We start from the raw sequence: 19,727 nt of genomic DNA, 5'->3' as shown, positions 1-19,727 counted from the left end.
AAAATCCCACAAAAAAGTGGACCTTCAAAAGTCCACTTTTTAATCATTCATATTATTTATCAAATGCTTCTGTCAATTGAGGAACAATTTGTTTCTTACGGGAAACAACTCCTGGTAGAAATGCTCGATCGTTTTCAAGTTTTACGTTAAATGCTTCTGTAACCTTTTCTCTTGGTTCGCCAGCAACTAATAATTCAGAATCAGAATCTAGCACATTCGTAACAAGCAACAAGAACAAGTCATAGCCATTTTTTACATTCTCAGATAGCATAGCATCACGCAACGCATCTTGACGAGCAAAAACTTCGTTCAAATCAACAGTATTAACTTGAGCGATTCGAACCGTTTTGTCAGCCATAGGAAATGATTTGGCATCTAAGTCTAACAATTCTGCTTCAGACTTATTACCCAAATTGGTTCCAGCTTTCAATAAATCTAACCCGTAGCTATCTAAGTCAACTCCTGCAATTTTCGCTAATTCTTTAGCTGCATCAATATCCTCTTGTGTACAAGTAGGTGATTTAAATAGTAACGTATCCGAAACGATCGCTGATAACATCATACCAGCAATTTTTGCAGGAACGGCAATATTATTTTCCTTGTATAACTTCAATACGATTGTTGAAGTACACCCAACAGGTTCTGCACGATAATAAAGTGGGTTCGCTGTTTGGAAGTTTGCTACTCGGTGATGGTCAACCACTGAAAGAATGTTTAATTCTTCAATATCTGCCACGCTTTGTTGGAATTCATTGTGATCAACTAGCATTACGTCATTCGTCTCAGCCGCAACCTTTTCTACTACACGCGGAGCTGTCAAACCAAAATGATCTAGAGCAAACTGTGTTTCTTCATTTGGTGTTCCCAATGCAACTGCTTCAGCATCCACACCTAACTCCTTTTGTAGGTTTGCGTATGCAATCGCTGCTCCAATCGCATCTGTATCAGGATTTTGATGTCCAAAAATTAAAACTTTTCCCATAGTTGATTCGCTCCTTTAAATAAGTTCTTCTTTATCATATCAAAAAAAAGGAAAAGAGCAACAACATACCGCCTTTTCCTTTTATAAATATTTAAACTTCTATCATTTTCAAAAAAATCGGACACCATCTGCCCGATTTTCATTTTTAGACTTTAGTTTTTAAATAGCCTTTATAATCTTCCGTATGCAACAATTTTTTCGCATTCTCCACTCGATCATCTGTCGGTGGTTCAATTCCTTCTAATGGATACTTCAGGCCCATTTCTTCCCATTTGTACTTACCCATTGTGTGATAAGGTAAAATCTCAACTTTATCTACGTTGTTCAACGTTTTAATAAATTTATCTAATCGAATTAAAAATTCGTCATAGTCACTTCTAAAAGGTACTAATACATGGCGAATCCAGACAGGCTTGTTGATATCTGACAGATATTTCGCCATCTCTAAAATATTATCGTTGCTTTGACCAGTCAATTCTTTGTGCTTTTGATTATCGATTTGTTTGATATCAAATAGTACTAGGTCGGTATATTGCATCAATTCTTCAAATTTTGAGAAAAATGGTTCTTCAAATGTAAAGGGTTTGCCGCAACTATCTAGCGTTGTATTGATTCCCATTTCTTTGGCTTTTTTGAACAAGTCAATCAAAAAATCAATTTGCAATAAAGGTTCTCCACCACTTACAGTGATTCCCCCTTTTTTTCCCCAATAGCTCCGATAGTTCAACGCCTCTTTTAAAATATCATCAGCCGTTCTTTTTTTTGCTTTCGGATCATTGATTTTCCAGGTGTCTGGATTGTGGCAAAATTGACAACGCATTCGACAGCCCTGCATAAAGACGATAAAACGTACACCAGGACCATCCACCGATCCAAAACTTTCGATTGAATGGACATTTCCGACAATAGGTTGTTCAGTCATAGTAGACATAAACAGTCCCTCCCTCAATATATGTAATTTTTTTAAGTGTTGTTTTTCACTATGTTTCTATACCTTGTAGCTCATTAAATGTATAAGAGAAAATAACTTATACTAGTTACACTTTTTATCTATTTTGAATCTGATGCATTGTACCATTCAAATTTTTAAAACTCACATCATTCTTGATTAAAATGATGAAAAGTAAGGCGAATAGACTTCCGTCCATCCGCCCTTACTATACATTCAATTACTAAAGTCAGCAACCTACATTTTTGCGTGGAATGTACGGCTGATAACATCCTCTTGTTGTTCACGAGTCAAGTCGATAAATTTAACCGCGTAACCAGAAACCCGAATCGTAAAGTTTGCGTATTCTTCTTTTTCTGGATGTTCCATAGCATCGAGTAATTTTTCTTTACCAAAAACGTTTACGTTCAAGTGATGTGCTCCTTGATCAAAGTAGCCATCTAAAACGTTTGTTAAGTTTTCAATCCGTTCATCTTCATCATGACCTAATGCATCTGGGTTAATACTTTGAGTATTTGAAATACCATCTAAAGCATATTCGTAAGGCAATTTAGTCAATGAGTTAAGTGAAGCCAACAGACCGTTTTGTTCAGCGCCATAAGATGGGTTAGCCCCTGGAGCTAGCGGCTCACCTGCTTTACGTCCATCAGGTAGAGTACCTGTTGCTTTACCATAAACAACGTTAGAAGTAATCGTTAAGATTGAAGTTGTTGGTTCTGAATTACGGTAAGTATGATAATGCTCAAGTTTTTCCATAAATGTCTTCAACAACCATACAGCGATATCATCTGCGCGTTCATCATCGTTTCCGTATTTAGGGAATTCGCCATCAATCTTGAAGTCTGTAACGATTCCGTCTTCATCGCGAATTGGATAAACTTTTGCGTATTTAATAGCAGCCAATGAATCAACCACGTGTGAGAATCCTGCGATCCCTGTTGCAAATGTACGTTTCAAGTCTGTATCCATCAACGCTAGTTCAGCTGCTTCGTAATAATACTTATCATGCATGAAGTGAATCGCGTTCAAAGTATTTACATACATTCCTGCTAACCATTCCAGCATATCATCATATTTCGCCATAACGACATCAAAGTCTAAAGCATCATCTGAATCAATTGGGCGGAAATCAGGTCCAACTTGTGCTTTTGATTTTTCATCAACCCCACCGTTGATCGCATATAACAATGCTTTCGCTAGGTTGGCACGAGCACCGAAGAATTGCATTTCTTTACCAGTTTGTGTAGCAGATACACAGCAGCAGATCGCATAGTCATCTAACCATACTGGACGCATTACATCATCGTTTTCGTATTGGATAGAAGATGTATCAATTGAGATTTTTGCTGCATAATCTTTGAAACCTTCTGGCAAACGAGAAGAATACAACACCGTCAAGTTTGGTTCTGGAGATGGACCCATATTTTCTAATGTGTGTAAGAAGCGGAAATCATTTTTTGTTACTAAAGTACGTCCATCCATACCCATACCTGCAATAGACAAAGTAGCCCAAACTGGGTCTCCTGAGAACAATTCGTTGTATGAAGGGATACGTGCAAATTTAACCATACGTAATTTCATTACTAAGTGGTCAATCAATTCTTGTGCTTCTTCTTCTGTCAATGTGCCATTTTCAATATCGCGTTGAATATAGATATCTAAGAAAGTAGAGACACGTCCGATAGACATTGCCGCACCATTTTGTTCTTTAATCGCTGCAAGATAGCCAAAGTACGTCCATTGTACTGCTTCTTTCGCATTTTCTGCTGGACGTGAGATATCAAATCCATAGGCTTCTGCCATTTCTTTGATACGTTTTAAAGCTTTATATTGATCGCTGATCTCTTCACGAAGACGGATATCCTCTTCTGTAAATTGACCGTGACCGCAGTTTGCATGATCTTTTAATTTTTCTTGCATCAAGTAGTCAATACCATATAAAGCAATACGACGGTAGTCGCCCACGATACGTCCACGACCGTAAGTGTCAGGAAGACCAGTAATGATCTTCGCACGACGAGCGGCACGAATCTCTGGTGTGTATACATCGAAAACAGCTTGGTTGTGTGTTTTATGGTAATCATTAAAAATTTCAGTAAATTTAGGATTTGGAGTATAACCGTAACGTTCAAGTGATTCTTCGGCCATGCGGATCCCACCATAAGGCATAAACGCACGTTTTAAAGGCTTGTCTGTTTGGATACCAACGATTGCTTCTTTGTCCTTCAAGTTTTCGTCGATATATCCAGCACCATAAGCATTAGCTGCAGATACGACATCTGCTTCCATATCTAATACGCCGCCATTTTCACGTTCTTGTTTTTGAAGCTGCTGTAGTTTAGTCCATAATTCATTTGTTGCCTCAGTAGGCTCAGCCAAGAAATCAGCCGTACCTTCATAAGGTGTGTAGTTTGCTTGAATGAAATCCCGTGTATTGATTTCATTTTTCCACAGATGCCCCTTAAAACCTTGCCATGCAGGTTTTTCTGTGTTTTTCATTTTTTCTAGTTCATTTGTTGCAGTTCCCATTTCAAAAGGACCTCCTTAGAATATTAAAAACGTAATTACTACAGGTTTACGAACAAAGTATAACACATAAAATCTTTTATGCAAGCCTTTCCTTGTGAAAGATTAATTAGAAAATAAGATATTTTTGTAATCGTTCGCAAACCCTTTATTTAAAAGCAATTTCGCATTACTAAGCTTTAGTTAAAATTCATTATTCATTGTGTATAAGACGTATTTTGTGATAAAAAAAACGGGTATCTGTTTTAATACAGATACCCAACTGTTTTATTTTTTTGTAGAACAGAAGAACTAATCTTCTATCAATTCTTGAGGGTGCACAACAGAATAAAGTTCGCCTTCCTTTTTCTCATCAATCGTGAACGTACCATTGGAAATGCGATCACTGATAGCTACATTTGAAATCTCTAATTCTTTTTCGATTCCTTTGCTCGTCGTAAGAAGAAGCTTTCCTTCAGTATCCGTCGTCATATAACTTAAGCGATGCGGATTTTTCTTTAATTCACGGAAAATCATCAGACCACGTTTCGCACGTCCTAATTGCGGCAACTCTTGTGCAAGCATCCGTTTAGCCGCACCTCGTTGGCTCAATAATAGTATAGGTGAATCGCCCTCCGATGGTACCAGAGCACCAGCTACTACATAGTCACCGTCTTTCAGGTTGATTGCTTTTACACCAGCAGCTTTCGATCCGACTACTGGTACTTCATCTAATGGATAACGCAATCCAAAGGCGCGATGAGAAGCAATAAATACATCCACATTGCGAACTTCGTCGGTCAAAAAGACGGAGACGATTTGATCTGTATCGCTTTTCATTTTCATAGCTGTCGTTGGTCGGCTGCGATAGGTCCGCCAAGGAGAAAATTCGGTCATTCGAGTTTGCTTGATCATTCCCTCTTTACTCATGAAGATAAAGAGTTTGTTTGCATCAATCTCTTTATATGGGAAAGCAGCAATAATCTCTTCGGTCATAGATAAATTAGTGATAGTCTGTGAAATGTGTTCACCAACATCTTTCCATTTCAGCTCAGTAATTTCGTGAACTGGACGATAAATCATATTTCCATGATTGGTTAAGATCAACAGATGATCAAGGGTGTTCAGTTTATCAATGAAGATAATGGAGTCGCCATCTTTCATACCATGTTCATCTGGTCGAGACGCATTGTATGAACGTAAACTGCTGCGCTTTAAATACCCTTCTTTTGTCAGGGTAACAATAACTTCTTCTTGAGCGATTAGAACTTCTGTCTCAATCTTGATTTCGGTGATTTCGTCTTCAATTTTCGTCAAACGATCATTTCCGTAATTCTTTTTGATTTGACGTAGTTCTTGTTTCATCACTTTATGCAATTCTTTTTCGCTGTTTAAAATCAAATGCAATTCTTTGATTTCCTTGGCTAATTCAGAAGCTTCTTTTTCTAGTTGAGTGATGTCCGTATTCGTTAAGCGATACAATTGTAAAGTCACAATTGCCTCTGCCTGTTCTTCACTGAATTCAAAACGTTCAACTAAATTGTTTTTAGCATCCTTTTTGTCTTTGCTACCGCGAATCGTAGAGATTACTTCATCAAGGATTGATAAAGCCTTCATCAATCCTTCAACGATGTGTTGCCGTTTCTGTGCCTTAGCGAGTTCATATTGGCTACGTTTGGTGATCACTTCTTTACGATGCCCGATGTAGCTTACCAAAATATGCTTCAATCCAACTTGCTGTGGCGTCATGTTATCAATAGCAACCATGTTGAAATTATAATTGATCTGCAAATCAGTATTTTTGAATAAGTAATTCAAAATTCCTTCTGCATTTGCGTCTTTTTTCAACTCAACAACCACCTGCAAACCTGTCCGGTCAGATTCATCACGAACTTCGGCGATGCCGTCGATTTTTTTATTTAATCGGATTTCATCCATTTTTTTAACTAAAACCGCTTTGTTCACTTCATAAGGGATCTCATGAATAACAATCTGCTGTTTTCCGCCTTTTAATGGTTCGATTGACGTTTTAGAACGAAGAATTACTTTGCCTTTTCCCGTTTCGTAAGCCTTCTTGATTTCAGCCTTTCCTTGCAGAATTCCTCCAGTTGGAAAATCTGGCCCGGGAATATACTCCATAATCTTTTCTAATGAAGCGTTTGGATGGTCAATTAAATATATCGTTCCATCAATTACTTCCGATAAATTATGGGTAGGAATTTCAGTCGCATAACCTGCAGAGATCCCAGTTGACCCGTTAACCAATAAATTAGGATAAGCAGCTGGAAGAACAGTCGGTTCTTTTTCTGTATCATCAAAGTTCCAGACGAAATCAACCGTTTCTTTCTCAATGTCTTGTAGCATCTCGCCGCTCAGTTGTGACAAACGGGCTTCTGTATAACGCATAGCCGCAGGAGGGTCTCCATCCATCGACCCATTATTTCCGTGCATCTCAATCAGAACCTGCCGTAATTTCCAATCCTGACTTAGACGAACCATTGCTTCATAGATTGAACTATCTCCATGGGGATGATAGTTCCCCATGATATTCCCTACAGATTTCGCAGATTTACGAAATCCCTTATCATAGGTATTCCCATCTTTATTCATAGAGAATAGAATACGCCGTTGAACGGGTTTTAATCCATCTCTGATGTCAGGCAGCGCCCGTTCTTGGATAATATACTTCGAATAGCGGCCAAAACGGTCACCCATTACTTCTTCTAATGTTAATTCTTGAATCGAATGTTTTGCATCCATCTTTGACCACCTCCTACTCGTCGAACAAACTGATTATTTTTACTTGATCAGCTGTCTCATCTTTCTCGTGTTGTTCAGATACTGGCACAGTAGACGTTTCTTCCTTATTGTCCAGTAAGCTGCCATCCTCTTCCAAAGTGAATTGTACATGGTTTTCGATCCATTTACGACGTGGTTCCACTTTATCACCCATTAGGGTCGTTACTCGACGTTCAGCTTGTGCAGCATCGTCAATTCGAACTCGAACTAACGTACGATATTCAGGGTCCATCGTGGTTTCCCATAATTGCTCTGCATTCATTTCGCCGAGCCCTTTGTAACGTTGCAGCATATAGCCTTTCCCAATTTTTTTAGTCACATCTTGCAGCTCGTCGTCGGTCCATGCATACTCGATCACCTGCTTGCGTCCTGCACCTTTGGAAACTTTATATAGTGGTGGCAGAGCAATATAAACTTTCCCTGCTTCGATCAGGGGTTTCATATAGCGATAGAAGAAGGTTAATAGCAACACCTGAATGTGTGCACCGTCGGTATCCGCATCGGTCATAATTATTACCTTGTCGTAATTGCAGTCCTCAATTGAGAATTCAGGTCCAACTCCTGCGCCAATTGTATAAATCATGGTATTAATCTCTTCATTTTTCAAAATATCCTGCATTTTAGCCTTTTCGGTATTGATGACTTTTCCTCGTAATGGCAGAATTGCTTGGAACTTCCGATCACGGCCTTGCTTCGCTGAACCGCCGGCAGAATCTCCTTCGACTAAAAACAATTCATTTTTCGCCGCATTTCGCGATTGTGCTGGAGTCAGTTTCCCAGAAAGGAGAGATTCCCCTTTTTTCCGTTTTTTACCGTTACGGCTTTCTTCACGGGCTTTGCGTGCAGCTTCACGAGCTTCGCGAGCTTTAATGGCTTTACGAACCAGCATTTGGCTATTTTCACTATTTTCTTGTAAATAGAAGCCCATCTGTTCACCAATGACACTATCGACTGCTCCACGAGCAGCAGGCGTTCCTAACTTCTCTTTCGTCTGCCCTTCAAATTGCAGAAGATTTTCTGGAATTCGAACAGATAAAACCGCAGATAACCCTTCACGGAAATCTGAGCCTTCCAAGTTTTTATCTTTTTCTTTTAACAAACCTGATTTGCGCGCATATTCATTGAATGCTTTCGTCATGGAAGTCTTCATTCCAGATTCGTGAGTACCGCCATCTTTGGTTCGTACATTATTAACGAATGAAAGAAGGTTCTCTGAATAACCATCATTGTATTGATAGGAAAATTCAACTTCGATCCCTTCACGCTCGCCAGAAAAATAAACAACCGGCGTTAACGTGTCTTTATCTTCATTTAAATACTCAACAAATTCTTTGATTCCTTCTTCAAAATGAAAGACCTCTGTTACTTTTTCTTCTCCACGCAGATCCGTTAAAGTAATTTTAACGCCTCTTAACAAGAAGGCTGATTCCCGTAAACGTTCTGATAACGTTTCATAAGAAAAATTAAGTGTAGAGAAGATTTGCGCATCAGGCAAGAAGTGTACGGTCGTTCCGTTTGGTTTACGAGTCTTGCCGATTTTCTCTAAAGTCCCTTGAGGTTTTCCACCATCTTTGAACACTTCACGGTATTCCACCCCTTCACGGACGATCGTTACAGTCAACCATTCTGACAAGGCATTTACCACACTCGCACCAACGCCATGCAATCCGCCAGAAGTTTTATAGCCACCTTGACCAAACTTTCCGCCAGCATGAAGAATGGTGAAGATGACTTCGACTGTTGGGATGCCTGATGCATGCATACCAACTGGCATTCCTCGACCTTTATCGCTTACTTCCACACTGTTGTCTGGATGCAGGGTCACTTCGATTTCATTACCATAGCCGGACAATGCCTCATCAACTGCATTGTCGACGATTTCATAAACCAAGTGATGCAGACCGCGACTATCTGTCGAGCCGATATACATCCCAGGTCGTTTTCTAACCGCTTCTAATCCCTCTAGTACTTGAATCGAAGCGTCATTGTATTCATTGTTCATCTTAGCCAAGCCTACAACTCCTCATTCCTATTTAACATAATTATTTTTCAAGAAGAAAAATAGATTGCTTGTTCGTACCGGATACCACAAAAACAAAACTCCTCTAAAAATTATTTTTTACCTATAGATGAGCCCTACTAAGTTCAATGGATCCGTTTCTAAAAGTACATCATTTGTATGATACGCTAAAAAAGCTCAAAAAAAAAGCCTATCCTGTTTCTGAAAAGGCATTTTAAGCTTTTTTTTTAATAAAATCAACTCAAGCATTACGCTTTTTTGTTTAATTCGATCTTCACACACCGATCCATAACGATATCCATGCGTCCTTGATCCTGCAGCATTTTAGCTGCTTCTTCATTGCTTAGACCCAATTGCGCCCAAAAAACTTTCGCGTCGGTCTTCAAAAAATCTTCCGCAACAACAGGCAAAAATTCGCTTCGTCTAAAAATATCCACGATATCAATCGTTTCCGGTACAGCAGTTAAGCTTTCGACGACTGGAATATCGTTGATTGTCTGACCAGCTAATTTTGGATTTACTCCATATAATTTATAGCCATGTGTTTTTAGAACTTCCGCAATTTGATAACTCGTCTTTTCTGGTTTGTCGCTAAAACCGACAACGGCGATCACTTGCGCTTCGTCTAAGTATTGAAAGATCTTTTCTTGACTAGGATTTTGAAAACTCATTTGATTTCCCTCGCTTAGTTCAATTTATTTACTCACAGTAGTCAGTATAGCATGTGATTAGAATTTGTTCACTCTTTTGAAATCTGATAAAATAGCCTTACTAACAGAGAAATGAGGATTCATATGAAAACCGCTATACTTTTTGTCCTAGCTTACCTTTTAGGATCTATCCCATCCGGTATATGGATTGGAAAACTTTTTTTCAAGAAAGACATTCGAGAATTTGGTAGCGGCAATTCAGGAACCACCAATACCTTTCGTGTATTGGGAAAAACCGCTGGATTTGTTGTTTTTGCTATGGATTTATTAAAAGGCTCTTTAGCCACCTATCTGCCGATCCTTTTTCATTTGGATATTAATCCTTTATGGTTTGGTTTAGTTGCTGTAATAGGACATACACTACCTATTTTTGCCGGGTTCAAAGGTGGAAAGGCAGTTGCCACAAGCGCAGGAATGCTTCTAGCATTTGCTCCTTTATTCTTTTTCTATTCATTGGTTTTCTTTTTGATCATTCTTTACATAACTAGCATGGTCAGTGCATCGAGTATTGCTTCAGCTATTTTTGTCACACTTTCCTCCATTGCGTTGCCTTTTATTTGGCCCGCTATTTTACCTTCTTTTAACTGGTTATTGACGTTGGTCTGTTTTGCTTTGACCTGCTACATCATTTATCGTCACAGAGAAAATATCCAACGAATCAAGTCAGGAACTGAAAACAAAGTTTCTTTTGGACTGAATAAAAAGGAGAAGTAGATGGAAGAGCAGTTTTTAGATTGGGCAATTGAATTACAGGCTTTGTCACAGGCTGGTTTAACTTATACGAAAGATCCTTTTGATCAAGAACGTTTTGAACGTATTCGCACCATTGCAACTGAAATGTTAGCTGTTCAAACACCGATTCCAATGCCAAAATTACGAAAACTATTCGCCGAAGAAGTTGGGTATCCAACACCAAAATTAGATACTCGTGCCGCCATTTTTGAGAATAATAAGATTTTATTAGTTCAAGAAAAAGATAAGCAATGGGCACTGCCCGGTGGCTGGGTCGATTTCAACCAATCGATTAAGGAAAATGCAGTAAAGGAAACATTAGAGGAAACTGGTTTAACAGTTATACCGCAAAAAGTAATTGCCATTCAGGACCGCAACAAGCATAATTTACCACGCTATGCTTACAGTGTTTGTAAAATTTTTATTGAGTGCCGCGCAACCGGCGGCAGTTTTGTTGAAAATATAGAGACGTTAAAAACGGATTGGTTTGAAAAAGACTCTCTGCCTCGATTGGCGGAAGAGAAAAATACTAAAGAACAAATTGAACTTTGCTTTAAAGCACACAATGAGGAACATTGGCGTGTGCCTTTTGATTAAGAGAGAAAAAAAGAATGCTTCACCTGACAATCAAAATTGTCAGGCGAAGCATTTTTTACGTTAACTCACAGTAATTGAAAACTCTGTTTTAAAATTCCCCTTAGGCGCTAAGCGATTCATTCCCTCTTTGTCTTCTAATCGCCCAGTACTATCTACCGTGTCCGCAAAGCCCCACCAAGGTTCAATACAAACAAAAGGTGCCTCATTCGGATATGGCGACCACAGTCCGACATAAGGGATGTTGTTATAAGCTAGAGTTACACTGTGGGGAGACTCTTCACTACCTAAAGTGTAGGCATTTAGACCACGAGTTTCATAAATCAAAGCATCCTCTTTAAATAGATTGTGACTCAATTGAATATTGGTATTGGTCTGTCCAATCGTTTTTTGATCCAAATTTGCAAAAGGACCTTCTAGAGGTATTTTTACACGCGACTTTTGTGGAGAGAAAGCAATGAAGTAATCTTCAAAACTTAAATCATCAGTCAGTGGAATATTAAAGGCAGGATGACCTCCTAAAGCAAAAATCATTTCTTCCGTTCCCGTATTTTCAACATTGAAACGAATTCGAACGCCTTCGCCCCATATCTCATAGCTAATCGTCAAACTAAAATCAAAAGGATAAACTTTTTTTGTTTCTTCATCACTTTCTAAAAGAAACGTTGCCTTATCCTTTTTTTGTTCAATGACTTTAAACTCTTTATCACGAGCAAATCCGTGTTGTCCCATCGGATATGTTTGGCCTTTGTATGTGTATTGATTATCTTTTAAGCGTCCTACAAATGGAAATAAAAACGGTGCATGGCGATTCCAGTATTTTGGATCTGCTTGCCAAATATACTCGATATCATTGGCACGTAAACTGGTAAGTTCTGCCCCTTTTTCATTAATCGTTGCCTGCAAAAAATCATTGCTGATTGACACTGACATAAATACCCCACTCCTCGCTTTTCGCTAATTGTAATTGTTTCCTTCGATATCATCCAACGATACATTACATTATCCGCTTACTGTATTGAAAACCTTATTCTCAAACAGAATGATTAGACTGACATTTTACTTATGACGGACTAATTCATCCTTGAACAATGGATTTAAAACTTTCAAATAGGTACCTTTCATACCAAGAGAGCGTGATTCAATAATACCTGCAGATTCTAACTTCCGCAAAGCATTAACAATCACTGAACGCGTGATACCAATTTTATCGGCTATATTTGAGGCAGTTAATCGTCCTTCATCGCCTTCTAAAGCATCGAAAATTGCTTTTACAGCCTTTAATTCACTGTAAGAAAGTGTGCTGATTGCCATTTGTACAGCTGTTTGGCTACGAATTTTTTCTTCAACATTTAAAAACTGTTGATACAAAATTTCCATTCCAATAACTGTCGCACCGTATTCAGCTAAGACTAGATCATCATCATTGAATGCTCCTTCTGTTCTAGCTAATATAATGGTACCTAATCGTTCCCCTGAGCCAAAGATTGGAATGACCGTCGTCAATCCATTTGGATACAACTCCGCGCGCTCAGTCGGAAAGGCTGTTAGGCTATTAGCCACGGGAATATTCGCTTCCGTTTTAAAAACTTCCTTCATTTCCGAGACATAACTATCTGGAAATTGACGATCCACTAAAAACGACCGAACACGATCAGTGTTAATATCAATCTTTTCATTAAGTCCCAACAATTTTCCTTCTGCACCAATGATATACGTCAATGATCCCAAAATATCCCCTAAAATTCGCGCCATGTTGTTATAAGGTAATTCAGCAGTTGGCTCAAAGGCGTTCTTCTGCTGCATTAACTTATTGATTTGGCGTGTTTTCTCTAATAATGTTTCCACTTTTTCCCCTCCATTTTTTAAAGAATATAACGACTTAAATCTTTATTTTGAGCAATGGATGCTAACTTCTCATCCACATATGCTTCTGTAATTTTAATTTCACCCATTTGCATATCTGGTGCTTCAAATAGCAAGTCTTCTAATAATTTTTCTAAGATGGTGTGTAATCGACGGGCCCCGATATTATCCGTTTCTCGATTGACATCAAAAGCAATTTGAGCAATTCGTTCAATAGCTTCCTGCGTGAAAATAATTTTGACATTTTCAGTCCCAACAAGAGCGACATATTGTTTTATCAACGCATTGTTCGGTTCAGTCAGTATTCTGACAAAATCTTCAGCAGACAAATCACTTAATTCCACTCGAATTGGAAAACGTCCTTGCAATTCAGGGATCAAATCGCTTGGTTTTGAAAAACTAAATGCCCCACTAGCGATAAATAGAATATGGTCAGTTTGAATCGCACCATATTTGGTATTCACCTGTGATCCTTCTACAATTGGTAAAATATCTCTTTGAACGCCTTCACGAGAAACTTCACCTGAATTTTGTTGTGATTTAGAAGTGATTTTATCGATTTCATCAATAAAGATAATACCGGAACTTTCAGCCAACTTAATCGCTGCAGTAGAAATATCTCCTTCATTCACTAATTTGGCTTGTTCTTCTTTTACCAAAAGCTCTTGTGCTTCTTTAACTGTTACTGTACGCTGAACTTTTTTCTCAGGTGTCAATGCGCCTAATGTATCAGACAAGTCAATGCCCATTTGTTCTAAACCATTGTTCATTGGCATTGCCTTTTTCGGTTCAGCGACTTCGATCGTTACTTCTCTTTGATCCAGTAACCCTTTTTCAAGCTGCTCAAGGACGGTTTGACGATTCACTTTTATATCTTCGGTGACTTCTTCCTTCGGTTCAGTTTGCGCTTGATTAAAAATATTCATCATTTGCTCATAGGGATTGTTACTCTGTTTTTGCTCTTTTTTAATACCAGGAACCAATACCTTTACCAGACGCTTATTCGCTCTTTTTAGCGCTTGAGAATATACTCTTGAATATTGCTCTTTCTCTACAATAGTAATCGCGTTCTCAACCAAATCACGTACCATGGATTCTACATCACGTCCGACATAACCCACTTCCGTAAATTTTGTCGCTTCAACTTTGACAAAGGGTGCCTTGACGATCCGTGCTAAACGACGAGCGATTTCCGTTTTACCAACCCCAGTAGGTCCGATCATTAAAATGTTTTTCGGTGTGACCTCCTGCTGCATCGATTCTTCTAATTGCATTCGACGGTAACGATTACGCAATGCAATGGCTACTGATCGTTTCGCTTCATCTTGTCCAATAATGTATTCATCTAAGTCACTAACAATTTCCTTTGGTGTTTTATTGATTTCAGTCATCCTGATTCTCCTTACTCATATCATCTACTGATTTTTTTACTTACATCTCTTCAACGATAATATTATGGTTTGTGAAGACACAAATATCTGCGGCAATATTTAAGGCACTTTCTGCCATTTCCTTCGCGCTCATTTCAGAGTTATGTTTTTTCATCGCACGAGCAGCTGCCAAAGCATAGTTTCCTCCTGAACCGATCGCCAATATCCCATCATCAGGAGCGATTACTTCACCGTTTCCAGAAACCAACAGCATTTCCTCTTCGTTCATGACAATCAACAACGCTTCCAAATTCTTCATAGCCTGTTGTGTACGCCATTCTTGGGCCAATTCCACAGCAGCCCTTTGAAGATTTCCGTTGTATTCATTTAGCTTTCCTTCGAACTTTTCTTCTAGAGTAAAAGCATCGGCTACACTACCAGCAAAGCCCACAACGACTTTTCCATTGTAGATCCGACGAACTTTACGCGCCGTGCCTTTCATGATAACTTGTTCTCCCATTGTTACCTGACCGTCACCAGCCATGGCTAATTTCCCATCTTTTTCGATCGCACAAATCGTTGTTGAATGAAATTGTGATTCTGACATCTTATTCTCTCCTTCGTTGAAAATAACTTTTAAGCTCTTGGATGAAACGAGCGATAACTTTTCTGTAAGCTTTCTTTTGTAACATGTGTATAAATTTGCGTAGTGGATAAATTCGCGTGTCCTAATAATTCCTGCACCGTTCTTAGGTCCGCCCCATTATTCAATAAATGTGTGGCAAACGTATGGCGCAACATATGAGGATGAATGTCACTAGTTAAACTGCTTTTTTTGATTATTTGATTTAGCACGTATTCAATCCCAGTTGACGTAATCTGATCTCCACGATGATTAATAAAAAGATAGTTGTGATCTTTACCGAAACGTTCCATCAAACTTTTACGACCGTCATCAACATACGCTTGAATAGCATCCGACGCATAGGAACCTAACGGAACATACCGATCCTTATTGCCCTTACCATGGATCAGCATAACACTATTGTCAAAATCGATGACAGATAATGTGAGGTTTGCACATTCACTGACACGAAGTCCTGAACCATATAGCACCTCTAACAATGCTCGATTTCGTTGGTCCAAAGGTTTCGTCCCCTCAACACTATCAAAAAGGACTTCTATCTCCTTTTCGTAAAAGAAACGTGGCAACCTCGCATGCTTCTTTTTGAGGTGAACATAAGAAAAAGGGTTCTCTTTAATTTTTTCGTGTTTAAGGAGATATTGATAAAAAGAACGTAAACTAGCAATCTTTCGACTGATAGTATTGCGACTGTATTTTTGATCATTTAAAAACGCCAAATAAACACGAACATCTAAATGATCTACCGCAGTCAATGAGGGGTCTCCTGAATTTTCTAGAAACTGACAAAAATCGTTTAAATCACGTTCATACGCATCCTTCGTTTTCTCTGAATACCCACGTTCTGTTATTAAATAGCCCATGAACTCACGCATTGCTGCTTCATTTTCCAAATTTCATCTCACCTCACAAACATAACACAAATGTAGCATAAGACCTTTTTAAATACAATTGAATTGTCAGAATTTATTGACTTTTCACGAATATACTAACAATTCTTTACAGATATTTCATAATTCCTGTCGAATCAGACAGGAATCCGATTTATTTTGTCTAAATAAAAAATTCCATTGCCGAAGCAACGGAATTTCTTTAAAGATTCATTTCTGATAAAGCCGCTAATGCTCTCTCAGCTAACGTTTCATAGCGAAGTTTCTTATCACGAATTCGTTCTGGCAAACTAGGAAACAAACCAAAATTAGCATTCATCGGTTGGAAATGCTTTCCTTCAGCGTGAGTGATGTAATAGGCCATCGAGCCAATCGCTGTTTCACGAGGAAATTCAATCAATTCTTCCCCTTTTGCCAATCTAGCAGCATTCAGCCCCGCTACTAACCCACTACCAGCACTTTCAACATATCCTTCAACGCCGGTCATTTGACCAGCAAAAAATAAGTCTTCTCGTTTCTTGCTTTGATAGGTTGGCTTAAGTAACTCAGGTGAATTCATAAAACTGTTGCGATGCATAACTCCATAACGTAAAAACTCTGCATTTTCCAAACCAGGAATTAAGCGAAAGACACGTTTCTGTTCTCCCCACTTTAAATGCGTTTGAAAGCCAACAATATTGTACATAGAAGCTGCCGCGTTGTCTTGTCGCAATTGAATAACTGCATAAGGCCGTTTACCTGTTTTGGGATCTTCAAGACCAACCGGTTTCATTGGACCAAACAGCATCGTTTTAATGCCACGTTTAGCCATAACTTCAATTGGCATACATCCTTCAAAGAATTTTTCTTTCTCAAACTCCTTCTGGGGAGCTACTTCAGCTTCAATCAAAGCTTCATAAAAGCGCATGAATTCTTCTTCGGTCATCGGACAATTCAGATAGGCCGCTTCACCCTTGTCATATCGAGATTTTAAATAGACTTTTTCACGATCAATGGTAGCGCCATCTAGAATCGGTGCCGCGGCGTCATAGAAATAGAACCCATGAGAGCCATTATATTCAGCAATTTCTTCAGCCAATGCTTCCGAGGTCAATGGACCTGTAGCGATAATTGTAATCCCCTCTGGAATCTTAGTAATTTCCTCGGAGATAACAGTGACCATTGGATGATTTTTCACTTTTTGAGTGATCAGCTCCGAAAAATTATTGCGGTCCACTGCAAGTGCGCCCCCTGCTGGTACCGCCGTCTCATCAGCAGAAGAAATCACCACTGAATGTAGGCGCCGCATTTCTTCCTTTAGGACGCCGACGGCATTTGTTAAAGCATTTCCCCGCAATGAATTGCTACAAACCAATTCCGCAAAATTCCCGGTATGATGTGCTGGAGTTGATTTAATCGGTCGCATCTCATATAAATTCACAGGGACTCCCGCTTCTGCTAATTGCCAAGCAGCCTCACTGCCGGCTAATCCAGCCCCGATAACATTTACTGTCTTTACCATCTATTCCTCACTTAAATAATTTATTTTTGTACTGCTTCTTCGTAGTCACCATTCACACAGACAACTTGTTTGCCGCCTTTGACTTTCTTCTCAACTAAATAACCACCATCTTTCGGACAAGTCCGGCCAATTGGTTTATCCCAAGAAGTAAAGTCGCAGTCTGGATAGCGTGAACACCCGTAGAATAAACGATTCTTCTTCGATTTGCGTTCCACAACTTGTCCCTTATGACAAACCGGACATTCTACGCCAATTTCCTTGATGATCGGTTTGGTATTGCGACAGTCTGGGAAATTACTACATGCGTAGAATTTTCCGTATCGCCCAAGCTTAATGACCATTGGATGCCCGCAGACATCGCAATCAAAGCCAGCGGGTTCATCCTTGATTTGGATTTTCTCAATACCCTCTTCCGCTTTTTCCAGCTCAACGGCAAACGGTTTGTAGAAGCGGTCGACTACCTTTGTCCATTCTTCTTTGCCTTCTTCAACCTTATCCAGATCATTTTCCATCTCTGCTGTGAAGTTGACATCCACTATTTGTGGGAAGAAATCGACAATCAAAGTATTAACAATTTCACCCAATTCTGTAGGTTCAAAACGTCGTTGGGTCAATTTCACATAATAACGACGTTGAATCGTATCTAACGTCGGCGCATAGGTTGATGGACGACCCACACCATTTTCTTCCAGTGTTTTGATTAATGTTGCTTCACTAAAACGAGCTGGCGGTTGAGTGAAATGTTGTTTGGGCTCAATATTCACAGATTGAACAACATCCCCAGTCTCAAGCTCTGGCAAGATATTTTCCTTATCCTCTTTGCCATCATCACGACCCTCAATATATACCTGCATGAACCCTTTGAATTTGATCTTTGAACCGTTAGCTATGAAAATGACGCCATTTTGGTTTAGTGTCACTTTCATGGTATCCAGGATTGCCGCAGTCATTTGACTTGCGACAAAACGTGACCAGATTAATGTATAAAGCTTTAATTGATCCTTATCCAAATACTGCTTCATTTCATCTGGTGTCCGCTGAACACTAGTAGGGCGAATTGCTTCATGGGCATCTTGAGAACCCTGAGGATTTTTTGCTTTGCGCGCATGATGCTGAGAATACTCTTTCCCGTAAGTTTTCTCGATAAACTCAGCCGCTTCCGTTTTAGCTGTATCCGAGATACGAGTGGAATCCGTACGCATATAGGTTATCAGACCAACTGTTCCTTGTTTCCCCAAGGCAATCCCTTCATACAATTGCTGAGCAACCATCATCGTTTTTCTAGTACGGAAATTTAATTTACGAGCAGATTCCTGTTGCATATTACTTGTCGTAAACGGCAACGCTGGATTTCTTTTTCGTTCCTTCTTCTCAACCTTTGTAACTTCATAATCCTTACCATCGATTCGTGAAGTGATCTCTTTGACTGCTTCGGCGTTTGGTAATTTTTTCTTCTTACCGTCTACACCCCAGAAATTAGCTTTGAATTTTTTGGTTTTCTTCTTGAAGTTTCCATCAATACTCCAGTATTCTTCTGGTACAAACTCACGAATTTCTTGTTCCCGATCAATAATCATCTTTAGAGCAATGGATTGAACACGTCCGGCACTTAAGCCCTTCTTGATTTTTTTCCAAAGAATAGGTGAAATGGAATAGCCAACTAAGCGATCCAACGCTCGACGGGCTTGTTGGGCATCCACCAAAGAAACATCAATTGAACGAGGCTCTTTAAATGCTGCCTTTACAGCATCTTTTGTAATTTCATTAAATACTACGCGGTTCTTATCCTTCAAATCTAGTCCCAATAAATAAGCGAGATGCCAGGCAATGGCTTCTCCTTCCCTATCCGGGTCACTTGCGAGATAAACTTTTTGCGCTTTTTTAGCCGCTTGTTTCAAGCTTTTAATTACGTCGCCCTTGCCGCGAATTGAAATATAGTGTGGCTCATAATTATTTTCAACGTCAATTCCCATCTTGCTTTTTGGCAAGTCACGAACGTGTCCAACGCTTGCTACCACCTTATAGTTTCTTCCCAAATATTTTTCAATGGTCTTTGCTTTTGCTGGTGATTCCACAATAACTAGGTATTTATAGGCCAAATGTTTTTGCCTCCTCAATTTTTTCTTCTATTATATATCGGTAACTACTGACAAATCGTAGCCTATA

At 39.2% G+C, this 19,727-nt stretch carries 15 protein-coding genes; 2 read left to right on the top strand and 13 right to left on the bottom strand.

Features of this window, described 5'->3' with window-relative positions; translation table 11 throughout:
- Positions 1-52: 52 nt before the first annotated feature.
- From IGI50_RS07065 to IGI50_RS07040, 6 genes are all read right to left on the bottom strand, one after another.
- Complete coding sequence (locus IGI50_RS07065; protein WP_010744661.1) at positions 53-982, bottom strand: manganese-dependent inorganic pyrophosphatase; 930 nt, start codon at positions 980-982, stop codon at positions 53-55.
- Positions 983-1,127: 145 nt separating this feature from the next.
- Positions 1,128-1,913: a pyruvate formate-lyase-activating protein gene (gene pflA, locus IGI50_RS07060; protein ID WP_010744660.1), complete on the bottom strand. Its 786-nt coding sequence runs from the start codon at positions 1,911-1,913 to the stop codon at positions 1,128-1,130.
- A gap of 255 nt (positions 1,914-2,168) precedes the next feature.
- A complete protein-coding gene (pflB, locus tag IGI50_RS07055; protein ID WP_218257194.1) occupies positions 2,169-4,460 on the bottom strand; it encodes a formate C-acetyltransferase in 2,292 nt (763 codons plus the stop codon).
- A gap of 288 nt (positions 4,461-4,748) precedes the next feature.
- Positions 4,749-7,196, bottom strand: a complete 2,448-nt coding sequence (gene parC, locus IGI50_RS07050) for a DNA topoisomerase IV subunit A (RefSeq protein ID WP_311854746.1) — start codon at positions 7,194-7,196, stop codon at positions 4,749-4,751.
- A 13-nt stretch (positions 7,197-7,209) separates the two neighbouring features.
- Complete coding sequence (parE, locus tag IGI50_RS07045) at positions 7,210-9,237, bottom strand: DNA topoisomerase IV subunit B (protein ID WP_438777578.1); 2,028 nt, start codon at positions 9,235-9,237, stop codon at positions 7,210-7,212.
- A 266-nt stretch (positions 9,238-9,503) separates the two neighbouring features.
- Positions 9,504-9,926, bottom strand: coding sequence for a CoA-binding protein (locus IGI50_RS07040; protein WP_438776597.1), 423 nt, complete (start codon positions 9,924-9,926; stop codon positions 9,504-9,506).
- A gap of 123 nt (positions 9,927-10,049) precedes the next feature.
- On the opposite strand from IGI50_RS07040, the gene plsY reads away from it, so the two are divergent.
- Both plsY and IGI50_RS07030 read left to right on the top strand, forming a co-directional pair.
- Positions 10,050-10,679, top strand: a complete 630-nt coding sequence (gene plsY, locus IGI50_RS07035) for a glycerol-3-phosphate 1-O-acyltransferase PlsY (protein ID WP_438776596.1) — start codon at positions 10,050-10,052, stop codon at positions 10,677-10,679.
- Positions 10,680-11,294, top strand: coding sequence for an NUDIX hydrolase N-terminal domain-containing protein (locus tag IGI50_RS07030; RefSeq protein ID WP_218257190.1), 615 nt, complete (start codon positions 10,680-10,682; stop codon positions 11,292-11,294).
- Between the two features lie 60 nt (positions 11,295-11,354).
- Here IGI50_RS07030 and IGI50_RS07025 read toward each other — a convergent pair whose 3' ends face one another.
- From IGI50_RS07025 to topA, 7 genes are all read right to left on the bottom strand, one after another.
- Positions 11,355-12,224, bottom strand: coding sequence for an aldose 1-epimerase family protein (locus IGI50_RS07025; RefSeq protein ID WP_438776595.1), 870 nt, complete (start codon positions 12,222-12,224; stop codon positions 11,355-11,357).
- A 126-nt stretch (positions 12,225-12,350) separates the two neighbouring features.
- Positions 12,351-13,139: a GTP-sensing pleiotropic transcriptional regulator CodY gene (codY, locus tag IGI50_RS07020; protein WP_010744652.1), complete on the bottom strand. Its 789-nt coding sequence runs from the start codon at positions 13,137-13,139 to the stop codon at positions 12,351-12,353.
- A gap of 17 nt (positions 13,140-13,156) precedes the next feature.
- Entirely contained in the window at positions 13,157-14,548 is a 1,392-nt protein-coding gene (hslU, locus tag IGI50_RS07015) for an ATP-dependent protease ATPase subunit HslU (RefSeq protein WP_010744651.1), read from the bottom strand.
- Between the two features lie 40 nt (positions 14,549-14,588).
- Complete coding sequence (gene hslV, locus IGI50_RS07010; RefSeq protein WP_010744650.1) at positions 14,589-15,134, bottom strand: ATP-dependent protease subunit HslV; 546 nt, start codon at positions 15,132-15,134, stop codon at positions 14,589-14,591.
- 29 nt (positions 15,135-15,163) lie between these two features.
- Positions 15,164-16,045 carry a tyrosine recombinase XerC gene (xerC, locus tag IGI50_RS07005; RefSeq protein ID WP_218257341.1) on the bottom strand — a complete coding sequence of 294 codons (882 nt, stop codon included), beginning with the start codon at positions 16,043-16,045 and terminating at the stop codon, positions 15,164-15,166.
- A 217-nt stretch (positions 16,046-16,262) separates the two neighbouring features.
- Entirely contained in the window at positions 16,263-17,561 is a 1,299-nt protein-coding gene (gene trmFO / locus IGI50_RS07000) for an FADH(2)-oxidizing methylenetetrahydrofolate--tRNA-(uracil(54)-C(5))-methyltransferase TrmFO (RefSeq protein ID WP_218257188.1), read from the bottom strand.
- Positions 17,562-17,581: 20 nt separating this feature from the next.
- Positions 17,582-19,660: a type I DNA topoisomerase gene (topA, locus tag IGI50_RS06995; protein ID WP_010744647.1), complete on the bottom strand. Its 2,079-nt coding sequence runs from the start codon at positions 19,658-19,660 to the stop codon at positions 17,582-17,584.
- Between the last annotated feature and the right edge of the window lie 67 nt (positions 19,661-19,727).

The organism is Enterococcus sp. DIV0170 (assembly GCF_051710765.1).
Taxonomy (GTDB): Bacteria; Bacillota; Bacilli; order Lactobacillales; family Enterococcaceae; genus Enterococcus_A; species Enterococcus_A raffinosus.
The sequence above is the reverse complement of the archived record's forward strand: the minus strand, read 5'-3'. Positions and strand labels throughout refer to the sequence as shown.

What these genes read in the sequence shown, in the direction of transcription:
- IGI50_RS07025 (WP_438776595.1), bottom strand. Translation starts at nt 12,224, where the DNA reads ATGTCAGTGTCAATCAGCAATGATTTTTTGCAGGCAACGATTAATGAA.
- pflA (WP_010744660.1), bottom strand. Translation starts at nt 1,913, where the DNA reads ATGTCTACTATGACTGAACAACCTATTGTCGGAAATGTCCATTCAATC.
- plsY (WP_438776596.1), top strand. Translation starts at nt 10,050, where the DNA reads ATGAAAACCGCTATACTTTTTGTCCTAGCTTACCTTTTAGGATCTATC.
- hslU (WP_010744651.1), bottom strand. Translation starts at nt 14,548, where the DNA reads ATGACTGAAATCAATAAAACACCAAAGGAAATTGTTAGTGACTTAGAT.
- pflB (WP_218257194.1), bottom strand. Translation starts at nt 4,460, where the DNA reads ATGGGAACTGCAACAAATGAACTAGAAAAAATGAAAAACACAGAAAAA.
- IGI50_RS07030 (WP_218257190.1), top strand. Translation starts at nt 10,680, where the DNA reads ATGGAAGAGCAGTTTTTAGATTGGGCAATTGAATTACAGGCTTTGTCA.
- trmFO (WP_218257188.1), bottom strand. Translation starts at nt 17,561, where the DNA reads ATGGTAAAGACAGTAAATGTTATCGGGGCTGGATTAGCCGGCAGTGAG.
- IGI50_RS07040 (WP_438776597.1), bottom strand. Translation starts at nt 9,926, where the DNA reads ATGAGTTTTCAAAATCCTAGTCAAGAAAAGATCTTTCAATACTTAGAC.
- parE (WP_438777578.1), bottom strand. Translation starts at nt 9,237, where the DNA reads ATGAACAATGAATACAATGACGCTTCGATTCAAGTACTAGAGGGATTA.
- IGI50_RS07065 (WP_010744661.1), bottom strand. Translation starts at nt 982, where the DNA reads ATGGGAAAAGTTTTAATTTTTGGACATCAAAATCCTGATACAGATGCG.
- hslV (WP_010744650.1), bottom strand. Translation starts at nt 15,134, where the DNA reads ATGTCAGAATCACAATTTCATTCAACAACGATTTGTGCGATCGAAAAA.
- parC (WP_311854746.1), bottom strand. Translation starts at nt 7,196, where the DNA reads ATGGATGCAAAACATTCGATTCAAGAATTAACATTAGAAGAAGTAATG.
- xerC (WP_218257341.1), bottom strand. Translation starts at nt 16,045, where the DNA reads ATGCGTGAGTTCATGGGCTATTTAATAACAGAACGTGGGTATTCAGAG.